General features: G+C 72.1%; 18 protein-coding genes. 9 read left to right on the top strand and 9 right to left on the bottom strand.

All coding sequences use genetic code 11. From position 1 onward, the window contains the following. Positions 1–88: 88 nt before the first annotated feature. The 4 genes from ACIF83_RS11910 to zapE all read right to left on the bottom strand — a co-directional run bounded on the left by ACIF83_RS11910 (position 89) and on the right by zapE (position 3,912). On the bottom strand, positions 89–1,585 hold the full coding sequence (locus ACIF83_RS11910) for a SulP family inorganic anion transporter (protein WP_399725908.1): 1,497 nt from the start codon (positions 1,583–1,585) through the stop codon (positions 89–91). An 8-nt stretch (positions 1,586–1,593) separates the two neighbouring features. Next, positions 1,594–2,172 carry a carbonic anhydrase gene (locus tag ACIF83_RS11905; RefSeq protein WP_393473564.1) on the bottom strand — a complete coding sequence of 193 codons (579 nt, stop codon included), beginning with the start codon at positions 2,170–2,172 and terminating at the stop codon, positions 1,594–1,596. 75 nt (positions 2,173–2,247) lie between these two features. Then, a complete protein-coding gene (locus ACIF83_RS11900) occupies positions 2,248–2,643 on the bottom strand; it encodes a hypothetical protein (RefSeq protein WP_399725905.1) in 396 nt (131 codons plus the stop codon). A 165-nt stretch (positions 2,644–2,808) separates the two neighbouring features. Continuing rightward, positions 2,809–3,912 (bottom strand): cell division protein ZapE, encoded by a 1,104-nt coding sequence (gene zapE / locus ACIF83_RS11895; protein ID WP_399725902.1) that lies wholly within the window; start codon positions 3,910–3,912, stop codon positions 2,809–2,811. A 37-nt stretch (positions 3,913–3,949) separates the two neighbouring features. Between zapE and ACIF83_RS11890 the strand changes: the two genes are divergently transcribed. From ACIF83_RS11890 to ACIF83_RS11865, 6 genes are all read left to right on the top strand, one after another. Further along, complete coding sequence (locus tag ACIF83_RS11890; RefSeq protein WP_399725899.1) at positions 3,950–4,822, top strand: pyrimidine reductase family protein; 873 nt, start codon at positions 3,950–3,952, stop codon at positions 4,820–4,822. Between the two features lie 127 nt (positions 4,823–4,949). Continuing rightward, entirely contained in the window at positions 4,950–5,423 is a 474-nt protein-coding gene (locus ACIF83_RS11885) for an indole-3-glycerol phosphate synthase (protein ID WP_393473553.1), read from the top strand. Between the two features lie 190 nt (positions 5,424–5,613). Further along, the gene (gene murC, locus ACIF83_RS11880; protein ID WP_399725896.1) at positions 5,614–7,005 is read left to right on the top strand and encodes a UDP-N-acetylmuramate--L-alanine ligase; all 1,392 of its coding nucleotides are present in this window, start codon (positions 5,614–5,616) and stop codon (positions 7,003–7,005) included. Between the two features lie 14 nt (positions 7,006–7,019). Continuing rightward, positions 7,020–7,427: a peptide-methionine (R)-S-oxide reductase MsrB gene (gene msrB, locus ACIF83_RS11875; protein WP_393473547.1), complete on the top strand. Its 408-nt coding sequence runs from the start codon at positions 7,020–7,022 to the stop codon at positions 7,425–7,427. A gap of 87 nt (positions 7,428–7,514) precedes the next feature. Continuing rightward, the gene (locus ACIF83_RS11870; protein WP_399725893.1) at positions 7,515–8,807 is read left to right on the top strand and encodes a PP2C family protein-serine/threonine phosphatase; all 1,293 of its coding nucleotides are present in this window, start codon (positions 7,515–7,517) and stop codon (positions 8,805–8,807) included. A gap of 37 nt (positions 8,808–8,844) precedes the next feature. Beyond that, positions 8,845–9,021 carry a hypothetical protein gene (locus ACIF83_RS11865; protein WP_399725889.1) on the top strand — a complete coding sequence of 59 codons (177 nt, stop codon included), beginning with the start codon at positions 8,845–8,847 and terminating at the stop codon, positions 9,019–9,021. 28 nt (positions 9,022–9,049) lie between these two features. On the opposite strand, the gene ACIF83_RS11860 is transcribed toward ACIF83_RS11865, so the two are convergent. Continuing rightward, positions 9,050–12,694: a trypsin-like peptidase domain-containing protein gene (locus ACIF83_RS11860; protein WP_399725886.1), complete on the bottom strand. Its 3,645-nt coding sequence runs from the start codon at positions 12,692–12,694 to the stop codon at positions 9,050–9,052. A 193-nt stretch (positions 12,695–12,887) separates the two neighbouring features. Between ACIF83_RS11860 and ACIF83_RS11855 the strand changes: the two genes are divergently transcribed. From ACIF83_RS11855 to ACIF83_RS11845, 3 genes are read left to right on the top strand one after another with little or no spacing between them, the layout of a single operon-like run. Next, positions 12,888–14,012 (top strand): ABC transporter ATP-binding protein, encoded by a 1,125-nt coding sequence (locus tag ACIF83_RS11855; protein ID WP_399725883.1) that lies wholly within the window; start codon positions 12,888–12,890, stop codon positions 14,010–14,012. Beyond that, positions 14,009–14,662, top strand: a complete 654-nt coding sequence (locus tag ACIF83_RS11850; RefSeq protein WP_393473539.1) for an ABC transporter permease — start codon at positions 14,009–14,011, stop codon at positions 14,660–14,662. The genes ACIF83_RS11855 and ACIF83_RS11850 overlap by 4 nt, the downstream gene beginning before the upstream one ends. After that, on the top strand, positions 14,659–15,327 hold the full coding sequence (locus ACIF83_RS11845; protein WP_393473536.1) for an ABC transporter permease: 669 nt from the start codon (positions 14,659–14,661) through the stop codon (positions 15,325–15,327). Before ACIF83_RS11850 ends, ACIF83_RS11845 begins: the two co-directional genes overlap by 4 nt. A 3-nt stretch (positions 15,328–15,330) precedes the next feature. On the opposite strand, the gene ACIF83_RS11840 is transcribed toward ACIF83_RS11845, so the two are convergent. Genes ACIF83_RS11840 through ACIF83_RS11825 form a run of 4 tightly spaced genes read right to left on the bottom strand, consistent with a single transcriptional unit; the run spans position 15,331 to position 19,292 of the window. Then, the gene (locus ACIF83_RS11840; RefSeq protein ID WP_393473534.1) at positions 15,331–15,930 is read right to left on the bottom strand and encodes an ATP/GTP-binding protein; all 600 of its coding nucleotides are present in this window, start codon (positions 15,928–15,930) and stop codon (positions 15,331–15,333) included. Beyond that, positions 15,917–16,333, bottom strand: coding sequence for a DUF742 domain-containing protein (locus ACIF83_RS11835; RefSeq protein WP_393473531.1), 417 nt, complete (start codon positions 16,331–16,333; stop codon positions 15,917–15,919). The genes ACIF83_RS11840 and ACIF83_RS11835 overlap by 14 nt, the downstream gene beginning before the upstream one ends. A 32-nt stretch (positions 16,334–16,365) precedes the next feature. Further along, positions 16,366–16,833, bottom strand: coding sequence for a roadblock/LC7 domain-containing protein (locus tag ACIF83_RS11830; protein ID WP_399725878.1), 468 nt, complete (start codon positions 16,831–16,833; stop codon positions 16,366–16,368). Further along, positions 16,830–19,292 (bottom strand): ATP-binding protein, encoded by a 2,463-nt coding sequence (locus tag ACIF83_RS11825; RefSeq protein ID WP_399725875.1) that lies wholly within the window; start codon positions 19,290–19,292, stop codon positions 16,830–16,832. The genes ACIF83_RS11830 and ACIF83_RS11825 overlap by 4 nt, the downstream gene beginning before the upstream one ends. Positions 19,293–19,495: the final 203 nt, after the last annotated feature.

Raw genomic sequence — 19,495 nt, 5'->3', positions numbered from 1 at the left:
GGCCGGGACGGAAGCCATGGGCGGCGCGGAAAGGCCGGGCCAGGGTGCCGAGGGGCGTCGGCGCCCTGACCCGGGGACGGTGGCCGGATCAGGCGACCGTGGCTCTGGCAGGCTCCTCGGGTGCGGTCACCTCCACCGGCTCGGTGCCCGTCGCGCTGTGGCGCTCGGCCCAGTTCTCCAGGGCCGTGCGGCAGGCGTGGTCCAGGTGGTGCAGGCCGGTCAGGTCCAGCCGGACCGGGCGGTCCTGGGGCAGCGACTCCAGGCTGTCGAGCATCTTCGGCAGCCGCAGGAAGGTCGCGTTGCCCGAGAGGTACGCCTCGATGGGACCCGCGCCCTTGTCGACGACCTCCAGTCGGAGGTGCGAGGCCTCCCAGGCCGTCTTCACGATCGCCAGCGCCAGGCCGATGAGCACGCCCTCGAACATGCTGACCGCCACGATCGACACGGCGGTGACGGCCAGGATCAGCGCCTCGCCCCGGTGCCCGCGCCACAGCACGACCAGCGCCCGGACCGGCACCAGCTTGGCTCCGGAGTAGATCAGGATGCCCGCGAGAGCCGGGATCGGGATGTAGGCGAGCACGCCCGGCAGCAGGGCCGCGAACAGGAGCAGCCAGACGCCGTGCAGCACGCGGGACGCCTTCGTCCGGGCGCCCGCCTGCACGTTGGCCGCGCTGCGCACGATCACCGCGGTCATCGGCAGCGCGCCGAGCAGCCCGCACACCGCATTGCCCGCGCCCTGGGCGATCAGCTCCTTGTCGTACTCGGTGCGCGGACCGGTGTGCAGCCGGTCCACGGCCGCCGCGCTGAACAGCGACTCGGCGGACGCGATCAGCGTGAACGCGACGACCGTGCCGAGCACCCCGACACCGGCGAACCCGGCGAAGGCGTCGAGGGGCGGCGGCTGGACGGCGCCCAGCAGCCCCTTCACCTCGACGGTGGCCACCGGCAGGCTGAGCACCAGCGCGGCCAGCGTGGCGAGGCCGACCGCGGCGAGCGGACCGGGCACCGAACGCACCTTCGCCGGTGCGTGCTTCCACAGCGCCAGCACCACGACGGTGCCGGCGCACAGGGCGAGCGAGGTGAGGGCCGGCCCGTCGCCGAGGGCGTCCAGGAACGCCCTCGGCAGCCCGACCACCTTGCCCAGACCCGAGTCGGGGGCCTTGGCCGCCATGGCCGGATACAGCTGACCGGCGATCAGGACCAGACCGATTCCGGCCAGCATGCCCTCGACGACCGAGACCGAGATGGCCCGGAAGTACCGGCCCAGCTTCAGCGCGCCCATGAGCAGCTGGAGCACGCCGGTGGTGAGCACGATGGCGCCGAGCATCGGCAGCCCGAACTCCTGGACCGCCTCGAAGACGAGCACGGTCAGTCCGGCGGCCGGCCCGGACACCTGCAGGCTGCTGCCGCGCATCAGCCCGGTGACCAGGCCGCCCACGATGCCGGTGACCAGGCCGAGTTCGGCCGGCACTCCGGAGGCGACGGCCACGCCCACACACAGCGGGAGCGCGACCAGGAACACGACGAGGGAGGCGGCGAAGTCCTGCCTCAGATGAGGGAAACGGGATATGAGAGGACTGTTCATCGGCGCGCTCACAGGGCTTCGAAGGTGTCGGACTGCGGGCGGTGTGCGCGTACGGCGCCGGTGTGCACCTCGTAGTACCAGGCGTGCAGGTCCAGCTGACCCTGTGCCAGTTTCCGCTCGATGCACGGGTACGAGCGCAGCCGCAGCAGCTGGGTCAGTACATGGCTCTGGACGCCCTCGGCGACCTCCGGGTCCTCGGCCGCGCCGGCCGGGCGCGGGGTGGCGTGCGCGAGCCAGTCGCGCACGGCGGGTACGGCGGTCAGGTCGTCGCCGCGCACCAGCGCGCCGACGGCGCCGCAGTGCGAGTGGCCGCAGACGACGATGTCGCGGACGCCGAGCACCTCGACGGCGTACTCGATGGTGGCGGCCTCGCTGGTGGGGTGCTGCGAGGTGTACGGCGGGACGATGTTGCCCGCGGTGCGCAGCTCGAAGAGCTCGCCGGGGCGGGCACCCGTGATCAGGGCAGGGACGACCCGGGAATCGGAGCAGGTGATGAACAGGACCTGCGGGGACTGGCCTTCTGCGAGTTTGGCGAACTCCTCAGGGCGCTGTCCGAAGGTACGGGCGTTGTCGATGAGGGGCTGCATGTGTGTGGACTCCTCCTGGCGCGCCGCAGCGGCGCGTCGGGCTTGCACGACGTTCGTGGGGGGATGAGCCCTCGATCAGCAGCGGAAGACCTGAACAGCTGCCGGGGAGTGGGCTCTGGAGGATCTCGTGGTGCGGTGGTGCGGGGCACCGGACGTGCCCGGCGATTGCGGGGTTGCCGTCTGCCGGGCTATGAGCGGGTGTTCCTGCGCCCAGCCGGAGGCGGGGCCGCGCTGCCGGTCGCGCAGGTGCCGGCCCCCGCCGGGATTCTGGGTGCAGCCGCCGTCGCGGAGCGCGCCCACGCCGTTGCGCACGGGCTCCGAGGGACGCACGGTTTCGGGTGCGGCTTTGGCCTTCGCGTGACTGAGCGTATGCGCGGATGCGAAGGTTTCCGTGGATGCGAAGAACTGCAGGGCGAGCAGGGCGGTGGCGAGCAGGGCAAGCAGGGTCCGGGCCGTCGTACCTCGGAACATGCACCCTCCTCCCAGGAGTTCACACCTCTTACGCCCACCAAGCATTGGTCAATGATTGGTCAAGAAACACGTTAACCCTGCAAAGTCCTTTGCAGGGTTAACTGGGCGTTACGAGCGCAAGAGAGCGTGAAAAGTGCCGGTCGGATGGCGAGATCCGGCTCTTGACTACGAGCTGACGAGACCCTTCGCGTCTCGGGCCAACGCGGTGAGCCGGGATATCGCGCGGAAGTACTTCTTGCGGTAGCCGCCGTTCAGCATCTCCTCGCTGAACAGCTGGTCGAACGGCAGGCCCGAGGCGAGCACCGGGACCTCGCGGTCGTACAGCCGGTCCGCCAGCACCACCAGCCGCAGCGCCGTCGACTGGTCCGGCACCGGCCGCACATCGGTCAGGCACACCGCCTTCACCCCGTCGGTCAGGGCGCCGTACCGGCTCGGGTGCACCTTGGCCAGGTGCTCCAGCAGATGCGGGAAGTCGTCCAGCGAGGCGCCCGTGGTGGCGTACGCCGCCTTGGTCACCTGCTCGTCCGAGTACGGCGCGGGAGCCTCCGGCAGGCCGCGGTGGCGGTAGTCCTCGCCGTCGATGCGCAGGGCGCGGAAGTGGGCGGACAGGCCCTGGATCTCGCGCAGGAAGTCGGCGGCGGCGAACCGGCCCTCGCCGAGCTTGCCGGGCAGCGTGTTGGAGGTGGCGGCGAGCGCCACGCCCGCCTCGACCAGCTTGCCGAGCAGCGTGGAGACGAGCACGGTGTCGCCGGGGTCGTCCAGCTCGAACTCGTCGATGCACAGCAGGCGGTGGCCGCTGAGCGTCTGCACGGTCTTCTGGAAGCCGAGCGCGCCGACCAGGTTCGTCAGCTCCACGAAGGTGCCGAACGCCTTGAGCGCCGGCTCGGCCGGGGTGGCGTGCCACAGGGAGGCGAGCAGATGGGTCTTGCCCACGCCGTAGCCGCCGTCCAGGTAGACACCGCGGGGGCCCGCCGGGGCCTTGGGTGCCTTGGTCCGGCCGAACCCGAAGAGGCCGCGTCGGCCGGCGCCGGAGGCGTGGGCGCCGCCGAGCCCGGCCGCGAAACCGTCCAGCACCCCCACGGCCTCGGTCTGGCTGGGCTGGTTCGGGTCCGGGATGTACGTGGCGAAGCGCACCGAGTCGAAGCGCGGCGGCGGCACCATCTCGGCGACCAGCCGGTCCGCGGGGACGTGCGGCTCGCGGGTGCACAGGGAGAGGGGGCCCGCATCGGTCAGAGGGCTGGAACCGGGGGCGGCGGTGGAGGACGACACGGTTACCCATGCTAAGCGCCGTGTCACACTGCACGACATGCGACGCCTGTTCCCTGTGACCTACGAAACAGCAGCCCAGGCCTTCGGCGGGGGCACGGAGAGGGAGGAGGTGGGTGGGGCGGCAGGGGCTCCCGCGCCGGGTGGGTCCGGCGGGCCTGCCGGTGCCGACGCACTCGTGAACCGTGAGTGGAGCCTCGCCGAGCTGGCCGCCGCCTACGCGTATCCGGAGACGGGTTCCGGGGCCCGGCAGCCGTGGCTGCGGGCCAACATGGTCTCGACCCTCGACGGCGCCGCCCAGCACGAAGGGCACTCCCAGCCCATCTCCAGCGCGGCCGACATGCGCATCTTCGGCACGCTCCGGGCGCTCGCGGACGTGATCGTGGTGGGCGCGGAGACGGTACGGCAGGAGGGGTACCGCCCGGCACGCGCGCGTGCGGAGTTCGCGGCGGGCCGGCGGGCCGCGGGGCAGGGACCCGCCCCGGCGATCGCGATCGTCACCGCCGGCCTGGACCTGGACTTCTCTCTCCCCCTGTTCACGTCGCCCCTGGTGCCCACCGTGATCCTCACCGGTGCCACTGCGGCCCCGGACCGGGTCGCGGCCGCCGAGAAGGCCGGTGCCCGGGTGGTCGTCGCAGGGGAGGGCATGGGCGTCGACCCGGCCCGCGCGGTACGCGCCCTCGCCGACCTCGGCCACACCCGTCAGCTCACCGAGGGTGGGCCCCGGCTGCTGGGCCAGCTGGTGGCGGCGGACGTGCTCGACGAGCTGTGCCTGACCGTGTCGCCGATGCTCAGCGCGGGGGACGCGCAGCGCATCGCCGGAGGGCCGTCCGTCGCCGTTCCGCGCCGCTTCGAACTGGCGTCTCTGCTGGAAGAGGACGGATTCCTGTTCAGTCGTTACCGCCGGTCCTGAAATCGGCGGAATCTACCGTTCCGTTTAACTTCGGGCGGGCAGACTAGGTCCGGCACAACCCGTGCGAGCACGGGGCAGGATGGTTTCCGCAGGGCCTTGCCGGGCCCACGGAGGGAAGAGGCGCCGCGTGTTCACAAGCGTTCTGATGATCGAGAAGGCCCTGACGTCCGCCGACGTGGAGTTCGTCACCACCTTGCACGGAGACGAGCGGGTCTCCTTCCATGTGCTCCTGCAGCCGCGCGGCGACCAGGCGGACCGGCTGCTGCGGGCCATCGACGACATCGCGCTCGGCGAACTCGAGGAGGCCCGGCGTGAGGGGTCGACGCCGGAGGGGGACGAGGCGCGGAGTGTCGGACAGCAGGCTCTCGATGTGTCCCTGCAGGCCCTGCGGGCTGCCGGCAGCGAGGCCGAGGGGCGGCTGGTCGAGGATCATCCGCTGGATGCGCTGAAGTCCTTGGTCGCCGAGGTCGGTGCGGATGAGGTCATCGTGCTGACCGACCCGCACTATGTCGAGGAGTTCTTCCATCGGGACTGGGCTTCTCGGGCCCGGCACAAGGTGGGGGTGCCGGTGTTGAAGTTGTTCTCGCACAGCAAGGCCTAGGTGCCGCGGGGGTGCGTCGCCTTCGCGGGTGCGGCGACGTCGTGGCCGGTCGTGCCCATGCGGCGGAGCCGTGGATCGGCACGGCCCCGCACCCCTGAGCAGGACCGGCTGTCCCCGTTGCGAAGCGACCCGGGGTTCAGCGCATAGGCTAGGGGCGCTCAGCCTCGTACCGGATCTTATGGAGACTTGCATGGCACCCGGACTTCCTGCCGCCATGGACCGACCGCACTTCATCGGCATCGGCGGTGCTGGGATGTCGGGTATCGCCAAGATCCTCGCGCAGCGTGGGGCCGAAGTGGCCGGGAGTGACGCCAAGGAGTCGGCGACCGCCGAGGCGCTGCGGGCGCTCGGTGTGACCGTGCACATCGGGCACGCTGCCGGGCACCTCGCCGACGACGCGAGCTGTGTCGTCGTGTCGTCGGCGATCCGCAAGGACAACCCGGAGCTGGTCCGCGCCGCCGAACTGGAGATTCCGGTGGTGCACCGGTCCGACGCGCTGGCCGCGCTGATGGACGGGCTGCGGCCGATCGCCGTGGCCGGTACCCATGGCAAGACCACGACTACGTCGATGCTGGCGGTCTCGCTGAGCGAGCTGGGCCGCCGGCCGTCGTACGCCATCGGTGGCGACCTGGACGCGCCCGGCTCGAACGCGCTGCACGGCGAGGGCGACATCTTCGTCGCCGAGGCCGACGAGTCGGACCGCAGCTTCCACAAGTACGCGCCCGAGGTCGCCATCGTCCTCAACGTCGAGCTGGACCACCACGCGAACTACGCCTCGATGGACGAGATCTACGAGTCGTTCGAGACCTTCGCCGGGAAGATCGTGCCCGGCGGGACGCTGGTGATCTCCGCCGACCACGAGGGTGCGCGGGAGCTGACGCGGCGGCTGGACGGGTCGGTGCGGACCGTGACGTACGGCGCGGCCGAGGACGCCGATGTGCGGGTTCTGGCCGTCGTGCCGCAGGGGCTGAAGAGCCAGGTCACCGCGGTGCTGGACGGGCAGGAGCTGACCTTCGAGGTCTCCGTTCCCGGCCGCCACTACGCGCTCAACGCGGTCGCCGCGCTGGCCGCCGGTGCCGCCCTCGGCATTCCCGCCGCGGAGCTGGCGCCCGCGCTGGCCGCCTACACCGGGGTCAAGCGGCGCCTGCAGCTCAAGGGCGAGGCGACGGGTGTGCAGGTGATCGACTCCTACGCCCACCACCCCACCGAGATGACCGCCGACCTGGAGGCCATGCGCGGCGCCGCCGGTGACTCCCGGATCCTGGTCGTCTTCCAGCCGCACCTCTTCTCCCGCACCCAGGAGCTGGGCAAGGAGATGGGCGAGTCGCTGGCGCTCGCCGACGCCTCGGTCGTGCTCGACATCTACCCGGCCCGCGAGGACCCGATCCCCGGTGTGACCAGCGAGCTGATCATCGAGGCCGCACGCGCGGCGGGCGCCGACGTCACCGCCGTGCACGACAAGGCGGAGATCCCCGCGGTGATCGCGGGAATGGCGAAGCCCGGTGATCTCGTTCTCACCATGGGCGCGGGCGACGTGACCGACCTGGGCCCGCAGATCCTGGACCGCCTGTCGCAGCAGTAAAGGGGCTGAAGCTCATGTCGTACGACGTCGAGAAGCCGGACGAGCAGTGGCGCGCGGAGCTGACACCGGCCGAGTACGCCGTGCTGCGCCAGGCCGGCACCGAACCGGCCTTCACCGGTGAGTACACGGACAGCAAGACCAAGGGCGTCTACTCCTGTCGCGCCTGCGGTGCCGAACTGTTCACCTCCACGACCAAGTTCGAGTCGCACTGCGGCTGGCCGTCCTTCTACGACCCGAAGGACACCGATGCGGTGGAGCTGATCGAGGACCGCTCCCACGGCATGGTCCGCACCGAGGTGCGCTGCGCCCGCTGCGGATCCCACCTCGGTCATGTCTTCGAGGGTGAGGGGTATGCGACCCCCACCGACCAGCGGTACTGCATCAACAGCATCTCGCTCCGGCTGACGCCGGATGAGTCCTGAGGCTCCTGAGGCTTCTGGGGCTCCGGGGCGGCCGGGACACCTGTGACTGGTGCCCGGCTCGCTCCGGTTTGAGATTCTGTGAGGGTGATGGGTGTCGCGCGCTGGATCCAGGCCCGTCGCAGGTCCGTGCCCGCTGACGGCCACCGCGCGGACGGGGCCGGTGAGCCGGAGGGCGAGGAGGCCCGGCTGACGGCCCTGCGGGCGGCCACGGGCGCGATCGGCACGACACTCGACGAGGAAACCACCTGCTCCGAGCTGACCCGGGCCGTCGTACGGCTGGTGGGCGGAGCGGCTGCGGTCATGCGGCGGACCGGGAAGACCGTCTCCGGGTACGAGGCGATCGCCGGAGATCCTGACGTGCTGCCCGATGTCCGGTGGGCCACGGCCGTGGCCCGGGAGGCGGGTACCCCGGCGGCCGACAGACAGCCGGAGCCCTGGACCGAGCAGCCGCCCGGCAGCCGCGGCCGCCCCGCGCTCTGTGTGCCTCTGACCAGCGGCGACGACGAGTACGGCGTCCTGGTCACGGGGCGGCACGGAGCGCGGTTCACCCGTTCGGAGGCCGAGCGGCTCGCCCTCGTCGCCGAGCGCGCCGCCTCCCACATCCGGCACGCTCGCGCCTACGACCTGGTCAGCCGGACCGCCGGTGACCTGCAACGCGCGCTGCTGGCGGAGCCCGGTCGGCCGCACCCGAACCTGGACGTCGCGATCCGCTACCTCCCGGCCGGCAGCAGTCGGGTGCTGGTCGGCGGCGACTGGTGCGAGACCGTACGGCTCCATTTCGGCCGCACCCTGTTGGTCGTCGGCGATGTGATGGGCCACGGCCTGGAGGCCGCCGTCGACATGAGCGCCTACCGCTCCTCGCTGCGCTACATCGCCTCCTCCGACCTGCCCCCGCACCGCGTGCTGCGGCAGATGGACGACATCGCCGCCGGCGAGGCCGAGCGGAGGCCGGCCACCTGTCTGCTGGCGCGGATCGACCCCGGCCGGGGGCAGGTCACGCTCGCCAGCGCCGGTCATCTGCCGCCGGTGCTCATCAGCGGGGACGGGCGGACCGCACCGCTGCCCGTGCCGGTCGGGCCGCCGCTCGGCACCGGTTTCGGCGGCTACGAGTCGGCCACCCACCAACTGGCCCCCGACCAGACACTGGTGCTCTTCACCGACGGGCTCGTGGAACGCCGCGGCGAGGACATCGACAGCTCCATGGCCCGCCTGTCCGCCCTGCGTTTCACCGGCCACGGCGTGGACGAGGTCCTGGACACCATCCTGACCAACCTGGACGCACGCCATGCGGAGGACGACGTGGCGGTCCTCGCGGCGCGGCCGTATCCGCGGCGGGAGAGCGCGGAAGTGGAGCACGGCGCCCAGGTGATGGGTCCCTGAGCCCCGCCCCTCTCCGTCAACTCCTCGCACATCCCGCGTGGTTGATCTGTTCCCGCCGGACAGCCGTCGTTCGCGAACCCGACTGAGCAACCGTGAGCTGGGCGAGGAGGGCGTGGCCTGGGCCGCGGCCCGGCCCGGCTGCGAGGTGTTCGCGGTCGACGCCGGGCGGCGGGTGGTGCGGACGGGCGGGATGCCGATGGCGGGGGCCGGCTGACGTCACAGAAGGGACGTGACGGAAGCCGTCAGGCCTCGAGAGCGAGGCGGTCGGGGGGTTCCTCGCCCAGGTTCTCGTACACCCAGTTGTCGTTGCGCGGCGCCAGGTTCCGGGCGCGCACGGTCAGCAGCGAACGGACCTTCTCCCGGGCCTGGGGAAGAGCGAGTCGACCGCCGCGGTGGCGGGTGAGAGCGTCCAGGGCGCCGCGCACCTCCTCGCCGACCGGCGCGTCCTCGTCCGGCGACGTCGGAACGTCGTACGGCCCGTCTCCGAAGAGCCGGGCGGCCGCGTGGCGGACCGACACCTCGGTGCGCAGGGGTTCGGGCGCGTCCGCGGCGGCGCCCGCGGCCAGCGCCTCGGCACGGGCGAGCGTCTCGACGGCCGTGGGGTACGCGTCCTGACTGGCGTAGAGGGCGCTGAGATCGACGAGGGCCTCCAGGGCCCGGGCGTGCGAGCCCGCCCGCTGCCACAGGTCGACGGCCTTCAGCAGCAGCGGGGCGGCGTCGGCCGGGTCGTTGAGGGTGCGGGCCATGCAGGCGGCGTTGTTGGAGTCGTTCGCGGCGTTCGAGAGGTCGCCGACGCTCTCCCACAGCCCGGCCGCGCGACGGTACAGATCACGCGCGCACGCGTGGCGTCCCGCGTCGTCCTCGGCGAGGCCGTAGGCGTTCGCCGCCATGGCACGCAGGTTCGTGGTGCCCCACCGGTCGGCCAGCTCCACGGCCTGGCCGCCCCACCGTACGGCGGCGTCGGAGTCGGACATCCGGCGGGCGAAACGGCAGTTGTTGATCGCGAGCGGGACGGCGGCCGCCCCACGGCCGGTCGAGGTGAGGGTGGTGACCGCGGCCTCGCCGGCGGCCAGGGCCTGGGTCCACTCCTCCTGGGCCCACAGGACGAGGCTGAGCCGGAACTCGGCCTCGGCGGTCAGTTCCGGCAACCGGTACTCCCGGGCGATGGACGCCGCCCGCCGCGCGGCCTCGGCGGCGAGGCCGTGGACTCCGGCGTCGCGCAGCGCGTCGATGTTCAACAGGCAGGCCCGGACGGCGTCCTCGGGCCGGTTCTGCCGCAGGTGGAGCGCCACCCGGTCGTTGTTGACGGCGACGACCGCGTCGAGTTCGCGGCGCGCGGTGTAGAGGACGTGCAGCCCGACCGTGAGGTCGGTGGCGAGGTCGAGCCAGTCGTTGTCGCGGGCGAGCCGCTGGGCCGCGTGGAAGCGGGTGGGCTCCAGCTCGCCCGAGAGCTGCGCCCCGTGCTCCTGGTTGGTGATCTCGGTCAGCCGGTCACAGAGGTAGGACACGGACGCGTGCTGGAACTCGCGTACGAAGTCCGGGTGTTCGTCCTCCTCCAGGCGCTCCCGGGCGAAGAGGTGCACGAGGTCGAACAGCCGGAAGGTGGCCAGCGGGCCCCCGTCGGGCATGCGCACCAGGTCCTGCAGAGCGAGGCTGCGGTCCACCAGCCGGAGGAGCAGGAGTTCCTGCCGCAGTGCGGGAGCCTGGAGACAGTGGCCGAGTTCGGGCCCGGTGACGGCCGCCCCGGGCGCGGCGGTGATCAGCCTGAGCACCCGGCGGGCCGGCGGGTCCAGCGCCTCGTGGCTGAGCCGGATCGCCAGTCGCACCGCCCGGTCGCCGTACGCCAGGCCCTCCAGCCGTGCCGACTCCTCCTCCAGGAGCCGCACGAGATAGTCGGGCGGCGGCCCCGACGGCTGGGCGAGGCGGGCGCCGACGATGCGCAGGGCCAGGGGGACGTCCGCGCACAGGTGCGCCAGTCGGTGCAGCTCCTGTCTCTGCCGCGTCACCTCGGGCGGGCGTCCCTCGGCGCACCGGGTCAGCACGGTCACCGACGCCTCCCGGTCCAGCGGTCCGACCTCGAAGACGAGCCCCGGGTCCGCGTAGTCCTGGGCCCGGTCGCGGGACGTCACCAGGACGGCGCAGCCGGCGGGGGCCTTGACGAACGGCCTCGCGTGCGCGGCGTCCAGGGCGTTGTCGAGGATCAGCAGGACCCGCCGCTCGTGCATCCCCGCGGTGAAGGCGGCGATCAGCCGGGCGTCGTCCTTCGCCTCCGCGCCGAGATCGAGGCCGAGCGCCTCCGCGAGGATCCGGACCACGGTTCGGGCGCTCAGCCGGGCGTCGGGCAGGAGTCCGTGCAGGTCGACGTGGAACACCCCGCCGGGAAACGCGGGGGCGAGGGTGCGGGCCGCCTCGACGGCCACCACGGAGGTGCCGACGCCGGGCTGCCCGCAGAGGAACGCGGTCGCCCTTCCGTGCCGTGTCATGTGCCGGTCGATGGCGCCGACCACGTCGGCGACCAGCTTCTCGCGTCCCGCGACACAGGGGTCCACGGCCGGCAGCCCACACATCTGGGCGGCCACGGCGCTGAGTTCGGGGCGTCCCGGAGCGGGTCCGGGCGGGGCGTCGGCGTCGGGGCGCCCCGTGCGGACGCCGGCGCCCGGGCCGGCCGTGGCCGCCGTCGTGGAGGTGCGCAGGACCGCCTCGGCCGACGTCACCGGCGGAAGGTGGCTCAGCAGAGCGTGCAGGAAGCCCGACAGCGGGATCGTGGTGCCGTCCGTGAGCGCCTCGTGGAGGAAGCGGCGGGAGGCGCCGGACAGGCCCGAGAGCAGGCCGTCCGTCACCTCCTCGGCGAGCGTCCGGCGCAGCCGGCCGAGGAACGCCCGGGCGGCGTGGCCGGACAGTTCCTGGTCCGGTGGTGTGCCGGGCACGGGCCGTGCCCATCGCTCCACGGCCTCCGCGTGATCGGGGAGCCGGGGCAGCAGCACCCGGGGCTCCAGGCCGCGCAGCCGGAGTCGCTGCCGCAGACCCGAGACGGCCGTCGCGTCCCAACCGGTGCCGCACGCGCGGGAGAAGATCCGCTCCTCGGCGTCGCCGAGGCCGCCCCGGCCCCGGAAGGCGCCGTCGAGCGCGACGAGCGCCAGAGCGGCCTCGCGGGCCGCTTCCACGGGGCCGACGCCGTCCGGCGGCGCCTCCAGGGCGGGCACCACCCCGGTGCCGCCCACGGACAGGACGGTGCCCACCTTGTCGCCGAACGTGATCCGGCGCCGTACCGGAGTGCGCGCGTCCTGCTCCAGCAGGCGGGTGAGGTCCTCGGTCCTGGCGACCCAGACCGAGTTGGACAGCCAGCCGTCGGCGCTGTTGTAGCGCGCGGACACCACGCCGAGGACCATCCCGTCGGTCGGCCGGACCACGGGGGCGCCGCTCATGCCGCGCATCACGTCCGGGGAGGACAGCCGGCCCAGCAGCACGCCGTCCCGGTCCGTTCCACCCTCCCAGACGCCCCTCGCCTGCAGGAACGCGTAGCGGCGACCGTGGTCGTCGACCTCGGCGACACCGATGACGACCACCCCTGTGGGCGAGCCCACGGTGTCGGACGGTGCCCAGCCCGGCACCGACTCGGCGAGCGGCCGCGCCCGGCGCAGTACGGCCAGGTCGCGTGCGGGGTCGACGGCGAGCACCTCGGCGGGCTCCGTGCCCGGTGAACCGTCCAGCGCGTCGGTCGACACCTCGTCGCCCACGAGGCCGCGGCCCAGACCGTCCAGGACGTGCCAGGCCGTGACGAGGACGCCCGGCGCCACCTGGAAGCACGTACCCACCGGGACGTCGTGGCGCAGCAGGACCCGTCCCAGACTTCCGGGAACCCCCGGGCGGCGCACGAGACCGCTCATCCCGCGTCCCCCACCCGGACGGCCAGTAACCGGTTCGTCATGGGTCACAACCTGGCATACCGCCCGGCTCCCTGTCCCCTGATCCGAAGGGATCGGTCAAGGGCGGTTGCTGGCCAAAGTGCCGCAACAATCGCCGTCTAGACTCTCCCCGCAACGGCCCAGGCTTCGCCAAAACCGAAGGGTACGCGGCGTTTTGATACGGATAGATGCAGTCACCAAGCGGTACCCGGACGGCACGGTGGCCGTCGACCGGCTGTCGTTGGAGATACCCGACCGAGCGATCACCGTCCTGGTCGGCCCCTCCGGCTGCGGCAAGACGACGACCCTGCGGATGATCAACCGGATGGTGGAGCCCAGCGAGGGCAGCATCCTCCTCGACGGCCAGGACATCCGGCAGCAGCCGGTCAACACTCTGCGCCGGTCGATGGGTTACGTCATCCAGAACGCCGGTCTCTTCCAGCACCGCACCATCCTCGACAACATCGCCACCGTGCCCCGCCTGCTCGGCTGGAGCAAGCAGAAGGCACGGGCGCGGGCGGCGGAGCTGATGGAACGGGTCGGGCTCGACACCGCGCTCGCCAAGCGGTACCCGTACCAGCTCTCCGGCGGCCAGCAGCAGCGCGTCGGCGTGGCCCGGGCGCTCGCCGCCGACCCGCCGGTGCTGCTGATGGACGAGCCCTTCTCCGCCGTCGACCCGATCGTGCGCAAGGGCCTCCAGGACGAGCTCCTGCGTATTCAGGACGAGTTGGGAAAGACCATCGTCTTCGTCACGCACGACATCGACGAGGCCATCAAGCTGGGCACGATGGTCGCCGTGCTGCGCACCGGCGGCAGGCTGGCCCAGTTCGCCCCGCCGGCCGAGCTGCTCAGCGCGCCCGCCGACCCCTTCGTGGAGGACTTCCTCGGCGCCGACCGGGGCATCCGGCGGCTCTCCTTCTTCCCGTCCGCCGAACTGGAGTTGCAGACCGCTCCCGTGGTCGCGATCGACGCGGGCGCGGAGAAGCTCGCCTCCCGAGGCGCGGCTCCCTATCTCCTGGTGACGGATGTCGACGGCAGGCCGCTCGGCTGGGGTGCGCCGGACGACCTCACCGCCGGGGAGATCGACCGGGAGCGACTGCTGCCGTACGGGCGGCCGTTCGTGCCCGGCACGGACTCGCTGCGCACCGCGCTCGACGGGGCCGTGCTCTCGCCGACCGGCTGGGCCGTGGCCGTGGACGGCGAGGGGCGCGCCGTCGGCGTCGTGTCCCAGCAGGTGATCGGCGGGGCGATCCGGGCCGCCCACAGCGCGGGCCGGCAGGATGCGAAGGCCGCCCGATGAGCGGCTTCTTCGACATCCCGAGCGACCTCCAGAACAGCTACTTCGGCCTGATCGGCCTGCACCTGCGAGAGGCCCTGCTGCCGGTGCTGGCCGGGCTGCTCGTCTCGCTGCCCCTGGCCCAGCTGTGCGTACGGTTCCGCTGGCTCTACCCGCCCGTGTTCGGTGTGACCACCGTGCTGTACGCCATCCCGTCCCTGGCCTTCTTCGTCGTCCTCATCGACTACACCGGTCTGACCGAGACCACGGTGATGATCCCGCTCGCCGTCTACAGCCTGGTGGTGCTGGTCCCCGCGATCGTGGACGGCGTCCGCTCGGTGCCGCCGGAGACCCTCGCCGCGGCCACGGCCATGGGCCTGGGACCCGTACGACGTTATCTCCAGGTCCAGTTGCCCATCGCCGTACCGGCGATCATCGCGGGCCTGCGGGTGGCGACCGTGTCGAGCATCTCCCTGGTCAGCGTCGGCATGCTGATCGGCAACCAGGGCGCCCTCGGCAATCTGCTGCACGACGCCCAGATCTACAACCGGCCCCTGCTCGCGGTGAACTCCGTGGTGACCACCGCCGTACTGGCCGTCCTGGTCGACGCGTTGCTGGTCGCCGTGCGTGTCCTGCTGACCCCCTGGATGCCGAAGGAGCGCGCGGCCCGGTGAACGTCCTGCACTTCGTCAACGCCTTCTTCAGCGACAGCGACCACTGGCACGGCTACGACGGCATCCCGTCCCGCGTCGTCGAGCACCTGTGGTTCTCCCTGGAGGCGCTCGTCCTCGCCACCTTGATCGGACTGCCGGTCGGCCTGGTCACCGGGCACTACGGGCGCGGCGGCAACGTGCTCGCGCTGATCGCCACCGCGGCCCGGGCGCTGCCCACCTTCGGCCTGCTGGTGCTGCTGGTCACCTGGCTGAGCTTCAGCACGGGGCTCGTGATGATCCCGCTGGTCGTGCTCGCCGTCCCGCCGATCCTGGTCACGACCTACGAGGCGGTCCGGTCCGTCGACCCCTCCCCGGTGGACGCCGCGCGGGGCATGGGCATGCCGGAGTCACGGGTCCTCTTCCAGGTGGAACTCCCGGTCGCGCTCCCGCTGATCCTCAGCGGGGTGCGGTCGGCCGCCATCCAGATCGTCTCGACGGCCACCATCGCCGCGTACATCGGCCTCGGCGGCCTCGGCCGCTACATCATCGACGGCCTCTACCAGAAGAACTACGAGAAGGTCGTCGGCGGCGCCACCCTGGTCGCCGGGATGGCGCTCGTGACCCTCGTGGTGTTCTGGGCGGTGTCCCGGATCGTGGTCTCGCCCGGGGTGCGCCGGAGCAACTGAGGCTCAGCTCTCGGTGCGGGCCAGCGCCAGTTCGAGTACGACGAGCAGCGCGTCCCGCACCGAGCCGCGCTCCCGGGCGTCGAACACCACGACCGGGACGCCGTCGGAGACGTCGAGCGCCCAGCGGACCTCGTCCAGGGAGTGCTCCACCTTCCCGTCGAAGGCGTTGACCGCCACCGCGAACGGGATTTCCTTGTGCTCGAAGTAGTCGACGGCCGCGTAGCAGTCGTCCAGACGGCGGGTGTCGACGATGACGAGACCGCCGACCGCGCCCTCCACGATGTCGTCCCACATGAACCCGAACCGCTCCTGCCCGGGCGTGCCGAACAGGTACAGCTTCAGCGTCGGGTCGATGGTGATGCAGCCGAAGTCCAGCGCCACCGTGGTCGTGGTCTTGCGCGGGGTGTGCGTGAGATCGTCCACGCCCGCCGCGACCTCGGTGATCGACGCCTCGGTGGTCAGCGGCTCGATCTCCGAGATCGAGCCGACGGTGGTGGTCTTGCCCACGCCGAAGCCGCCCGCGATCACCATCTTGACCGGCAGCGGCGGCCGCACGGCGGCGGGCGCTGCCGTGCCCAGGGTGAGCGGTTCAGTCGGTGTCACTCGGTACCCCTCGGGAGTCGGAGATGGCCCGGAGGCCATCGATAACCCTGCGCAGGACGGAGGCGTCGTGGGTGGCCTCGGCGTCGGGCACGTGGATCGTCAGCTGCCCCGCCTCGCGCAGGTCTTCGGCCAGGACGCGGACCACGTTGAGGTGCAGCCGCAGCCGGGCCGCGAGTTCCGCGATCGACTGCGGCAGCCGGCAGGCGGCGACGATGTCGTACCGCTCGAAGGAGAGCCGGCCGAGCGCGTCGAGACCCGCTGCGGTGGCCACCACCTGGGTCTCCACGGGCATCGACCGGCCGGGAGCGGCATCCGCCACCCGGCCGGCGGTGACCAGGAACGGCCGTACGGCGGGGGCGGGGCCGACCGGGTCCGGGCCCGGGGGCTGGGTGCCGTCCGCCATGGCTGTCCACTCCTCCTGTCCGGGCGCGCGCCTCAGCGCGTGGCGCCGACGCTGTTCTTCAGCTCCAGCACCAGCTGCGGGCTGAGCGCCGCACCGGCGCGGTTGGCGAACACCGTCATCTCGTAGGCGATGTTGCCGAGCTTGGCGTCCTTGTCGGTGACCACACCGAGGACGGCGCCGCTGCCGATCGCGGAGACGATCACATGGCCGCCCTCCAGGTCGATGATGACCTTGTTCAGGCCGCCCAGGCCGTAGTTGCCGGAGGCGCCGGCGGCCAGGCTGGTGATGCCCGAGACGATCGCGGCGAGCCGCTCGGAGTGGGCGTGCTCACGCAGCTCCGACACGGCGATCAGCAGGCCGTCGGAGGAGACCGCGATCGCGTCGACGACGCCTGCGGTCTCGGTCGCGAAACGGTTCAGCAGCCAGGTGAAGTCGGCTGCGGCTGCCTGCAGGTCGGTCGGCGTGCCGCCCGTCGGGGTGTCACCTGTCGACGTGCTCACTGCTCGGCTCCTTCCGGAAGGTGGTTCGGGTCGTGCGGCGGGGTCGGTGCGGGGGGAGCGGAGGAGGTCTCCTCGGGGTGCGGTCGCGCGTGGCTTCCGGTGTCGCTGTCCCGATGGGCGCGTTCCACCGCAGCCTCGAACTCCTCCAACGCGCTGCGCTCCGCCTCGGCGTCGCGGGTACGCGTGGTCTGCGGTGCGGCCTGGGAGGCGCCGGCGGTCGTCCGGAGCGTGGCTCCGCGCACCCGGCGGCGCAGGGGGCGGGCGGTGCCGGAGGAGAGGGGCTGCGGCCGCTCTGTGGGGGTGGCGGTCTCGCGGCTCGGGACACGACGGGGCAGGGGGAGTGCGGGTTCGGTGCTCTCCCCGGCGGGTTCGCTCTTGTTCCCGGCGGGTTCGCTCTTCTCCCCGGCGGGTTCGGTCCTCTCCCCGGCGGAATGGGACGGCACCGGTCCGGACGGAACGTCCGCTGCCGTCGGTGCCACGGCGACCGGCTCCGCCACCGGGCTCATCGTCAGCAGCAGCGAGGAGGGGAGCGTCACCTCCGCCGTCACACCGCCGCCGGGTGTACGGGTCAGCTCCACCCCGATCTCCCAGCGGCGGGCCAGCGCACCCACCACGAACAGGCCGAGTACCTTCGTCGGCACCAGGTCGAGGCGTTCCCGGCGGATCAGGCGGGCGTTCTCCTCGGCGAGCCGTTCGGCGCTCATGCCGAGGCCGTGATCGGTGACGACGATGTGGGCGCCCTCGGCCCCGGACCGGACGGTCACCTCCACCGGGCTGCCCTCGGGGGAGAACGACACGGCGTTCTCCACGAGTTCGGCCATCATCAGGGTCAGGTCGCCGATGATGTCGGGTTCGACCATGGCGTCCGAGGCGGCGTACAGCCGGACCCGCTGATAGCCCTCGATCTGCCCGAGCGCGGCCCGCACCACGTTGGAGAGCGCCAGGGGCCCGCCGTCCAGCGCCGTCTCGCGGATGCCCGCCAGCAGCATCAGGCTGTCGGCGTTGCGGCGCAGGCGTACGGCGATGTGGTCGATGGAGTAGAGGCGCTCCAGCAGCGCGGGGTCCGTCTCGCCACGCTCCACGGCGTCGATCAGCGCGAGCTGGCGGGTGGTCAGGTTGCTGACGCGGCGGCCGACGTTGCCGAACATCTCGGCGGTGTTGCGCCGGCTGAGCACCTGGCGTTCCAGCAGGGCCGCGGCGGTGGTCTGCACCCGGTTGAAGGCCTCGGCCAGGTCGCCGATCTCGTCGCGCGCGGTGACCGGCATGTCCCGCAGCCGGGGCGGACCGTCGTCCTCGGCGTCGTCGTCGGCCACCCGGTCCAGCTCGCGCCTGGCCACCTCGGCGACCTCCTGCGCGGCCCCGGTGAGCGCCTGCACGGGCCGCACCACCGAGCGACGCACCAGCACCGCGAAGGCGATCCAGAGCACGAACGCCACCAGCGTGCCGTACAGCAGCAGTCCCGCGTGCCACTTGGCGGAGGAGGCCTCGCGGTCGGCGCGGTCGGCGATCTGACCGATCAGCGAGGTGGTGATCCTCAGCCGGGCGGCAGCCTGTTCGGGGTACTGGGGGTAGGTGGTGAGCGCGTCCTGGACCGCCTTGCGGATCTCGGCCCGCGATCCGGCCTCCAGTTGCGTGGGATCGATCTGCAACTCGGCGTAAGCCTGCGCGATGTTCCGCTGCGCGGAGGTGTGGTCGATGCCGGCCAGCTGCTGCGCCTGGCGCTCGGTGGCGAACCGGCCGAAGCGGTCGGCCTGGTGGGTGTAGAGGTCGTACGAGCCGACCGCGTTGGTGAACTCGATCAGCGCGTTGGTGTCCCCGGTCGTCGCGGAGAAAACGCTCGTCTCGAAGGCGCCGTGGGCGGCGTCCGCGCGCAGCAGGGAGTCCAGCAGGCTGCCCGTGAACGTCGACGCGAGAGTGGTGTCGCGGTCGAGTCCGAGGCCGTCGATCAGCCGGCCCGTCACGTCGACGTAGGCGGGGTCGATGTTGTCGGCCGGCAGATAGCCCCGCTCGACGCTCTGGCGCAGGCTGGAGAGGCCGTCGACGTCCCTGAGGGCCTGTTCCTCTGCGTCCGGCAGCCGGTCGCCGTAGGTGGCGCGCACTTTCTCGGTCTGGGCCTTCACTCCTTCCTGCGCCGCGCGGTACGCGGCGAGCGAAGGCTTGGACCAGCCGGTCTCGTAGCGCGCGGACAACAGGATCGCCTGCTGGTGCTCGGCCTCGACCCGGTCCACGAGCCGGGCCACCTGCGCACTGTCCCGCACCGTCCGGGCCGCCGACTCGGCGTTGTCCGACTGCTCGACCAGGTCGTTGACGAGGTACGACAGCAGGGCGGCGATCACCGCGAGCGGGATGGCGACGAGCAGGTTGAGCTTGCGCCGGAAGGGCCAGCGGTCGGCGAAGCCGCGTACACCGCTGTGTACCGGGGCATGCCGGGCGGGCGCGTCCACCTGGTTCGTGGACACCGGGCCTCCTTCATGAGGTGCCTTACGGCGGAAGCGGGCCCCGTGCACCGCTGTGACCGATTTCGACTCCCGTGAGACTACAGGCCCCTTGAAGGATCAATCACCTCGCCTTTTATCAAGAATGAGTTACAAGGTGAGCGCTCTCCGCACACAACTGACCGCGTATCGAAGCCAATCGGTGACCCTGAGACACTTGACTGACC

Source organism: Streptomyces sp. NPDC085866 (genome assembly GCF_044541035.1).
GTDB lineage: Bacteria > Actinomycetota > Actinomycetes > Streptomycetales > Streptomycetaceae > Streptomyces.
The sequence above is the reverse complement of the archived record's forward strand: the minus strand, read 5'-3'. Positions and strand labels throughout refer to the sequence as shown.

Excerpts from the sequence above, each read along its gene's own strand:
- ACIF83_RS11910 (WP_399725908.1), bottom strand. The coding sequence starts at position 1,585 with ATGAACAGTCCTCTCATATCCCGTTTCCCTCATCTGAGGCAGGACTTC.
- ACIF83_RS11905 (WP_393473564.1), bottom strand. The coding sequence starts at position 2,172 with ATGCAGCCCCTCATCGACAACGCCCGTACCTTCGGACAGCGCCCTGAG.
- ACIF83_RS11900 (WP_399725905.1), bottom strand. The coding sequence starts at position 2,643 with ATGTTCCGAGGTACGACGGCCCGGACCCTGCTTGCCCTGCTCGCCACC.
- ACIF83_RS11890 (WP_399725899.1), top strand. The coding sequence starts at position 3,950 with ATGCGACGCCTGTTCCCTGTGACCTACGAAACAGCAGCCCAGGCCTTC.
- murC (WP_399725896.1), top strand. The coding sequence starts at position 5,614 with ATGGCACCCGGACTTCCTGCCGCCATGGACCGACCGCACTTCATCGGC.
- msrB (WP_393473547.1), top strand. The coding sequence starts at position 7,020 with ATGTCGTACGACGTCGAGAAGCCGGACGAGCAGTGGCGCGCGGAGCTG.
- ACIF83_RS11870 (WP_399725893.1), top strand. The coding sequence starts at position 7,515 with ATGGGTGTCGCGCGCTGGATCCAGGCCCGTCGCAGGTCCGTGCCCGCT.
- ACIF83_RS11860 (WP_399725886.1), bottom strand. The coding sequence starts at position 12,694 with ATGAGCGGTCTCGTGCGCCGCCCGGGGGTTCCCGGAAGTCTGGGACGG.
- ACIF83_RS11850 (WP_393473539.1), top strand. The coding sequence starts at position 14,009 with ATGAGCGGCTTCTTCGACATCCCGAGCGACCTCCAGAACAGCTACTTC.
- ACIF83_RS11835 (WP_393473531.1), bottom strand. The coding sequence starts at position 16,333 with ATGGCGGACGGCACCCAGCCCCCGGGCCCGGACCCGGTCGGCCCCGCC.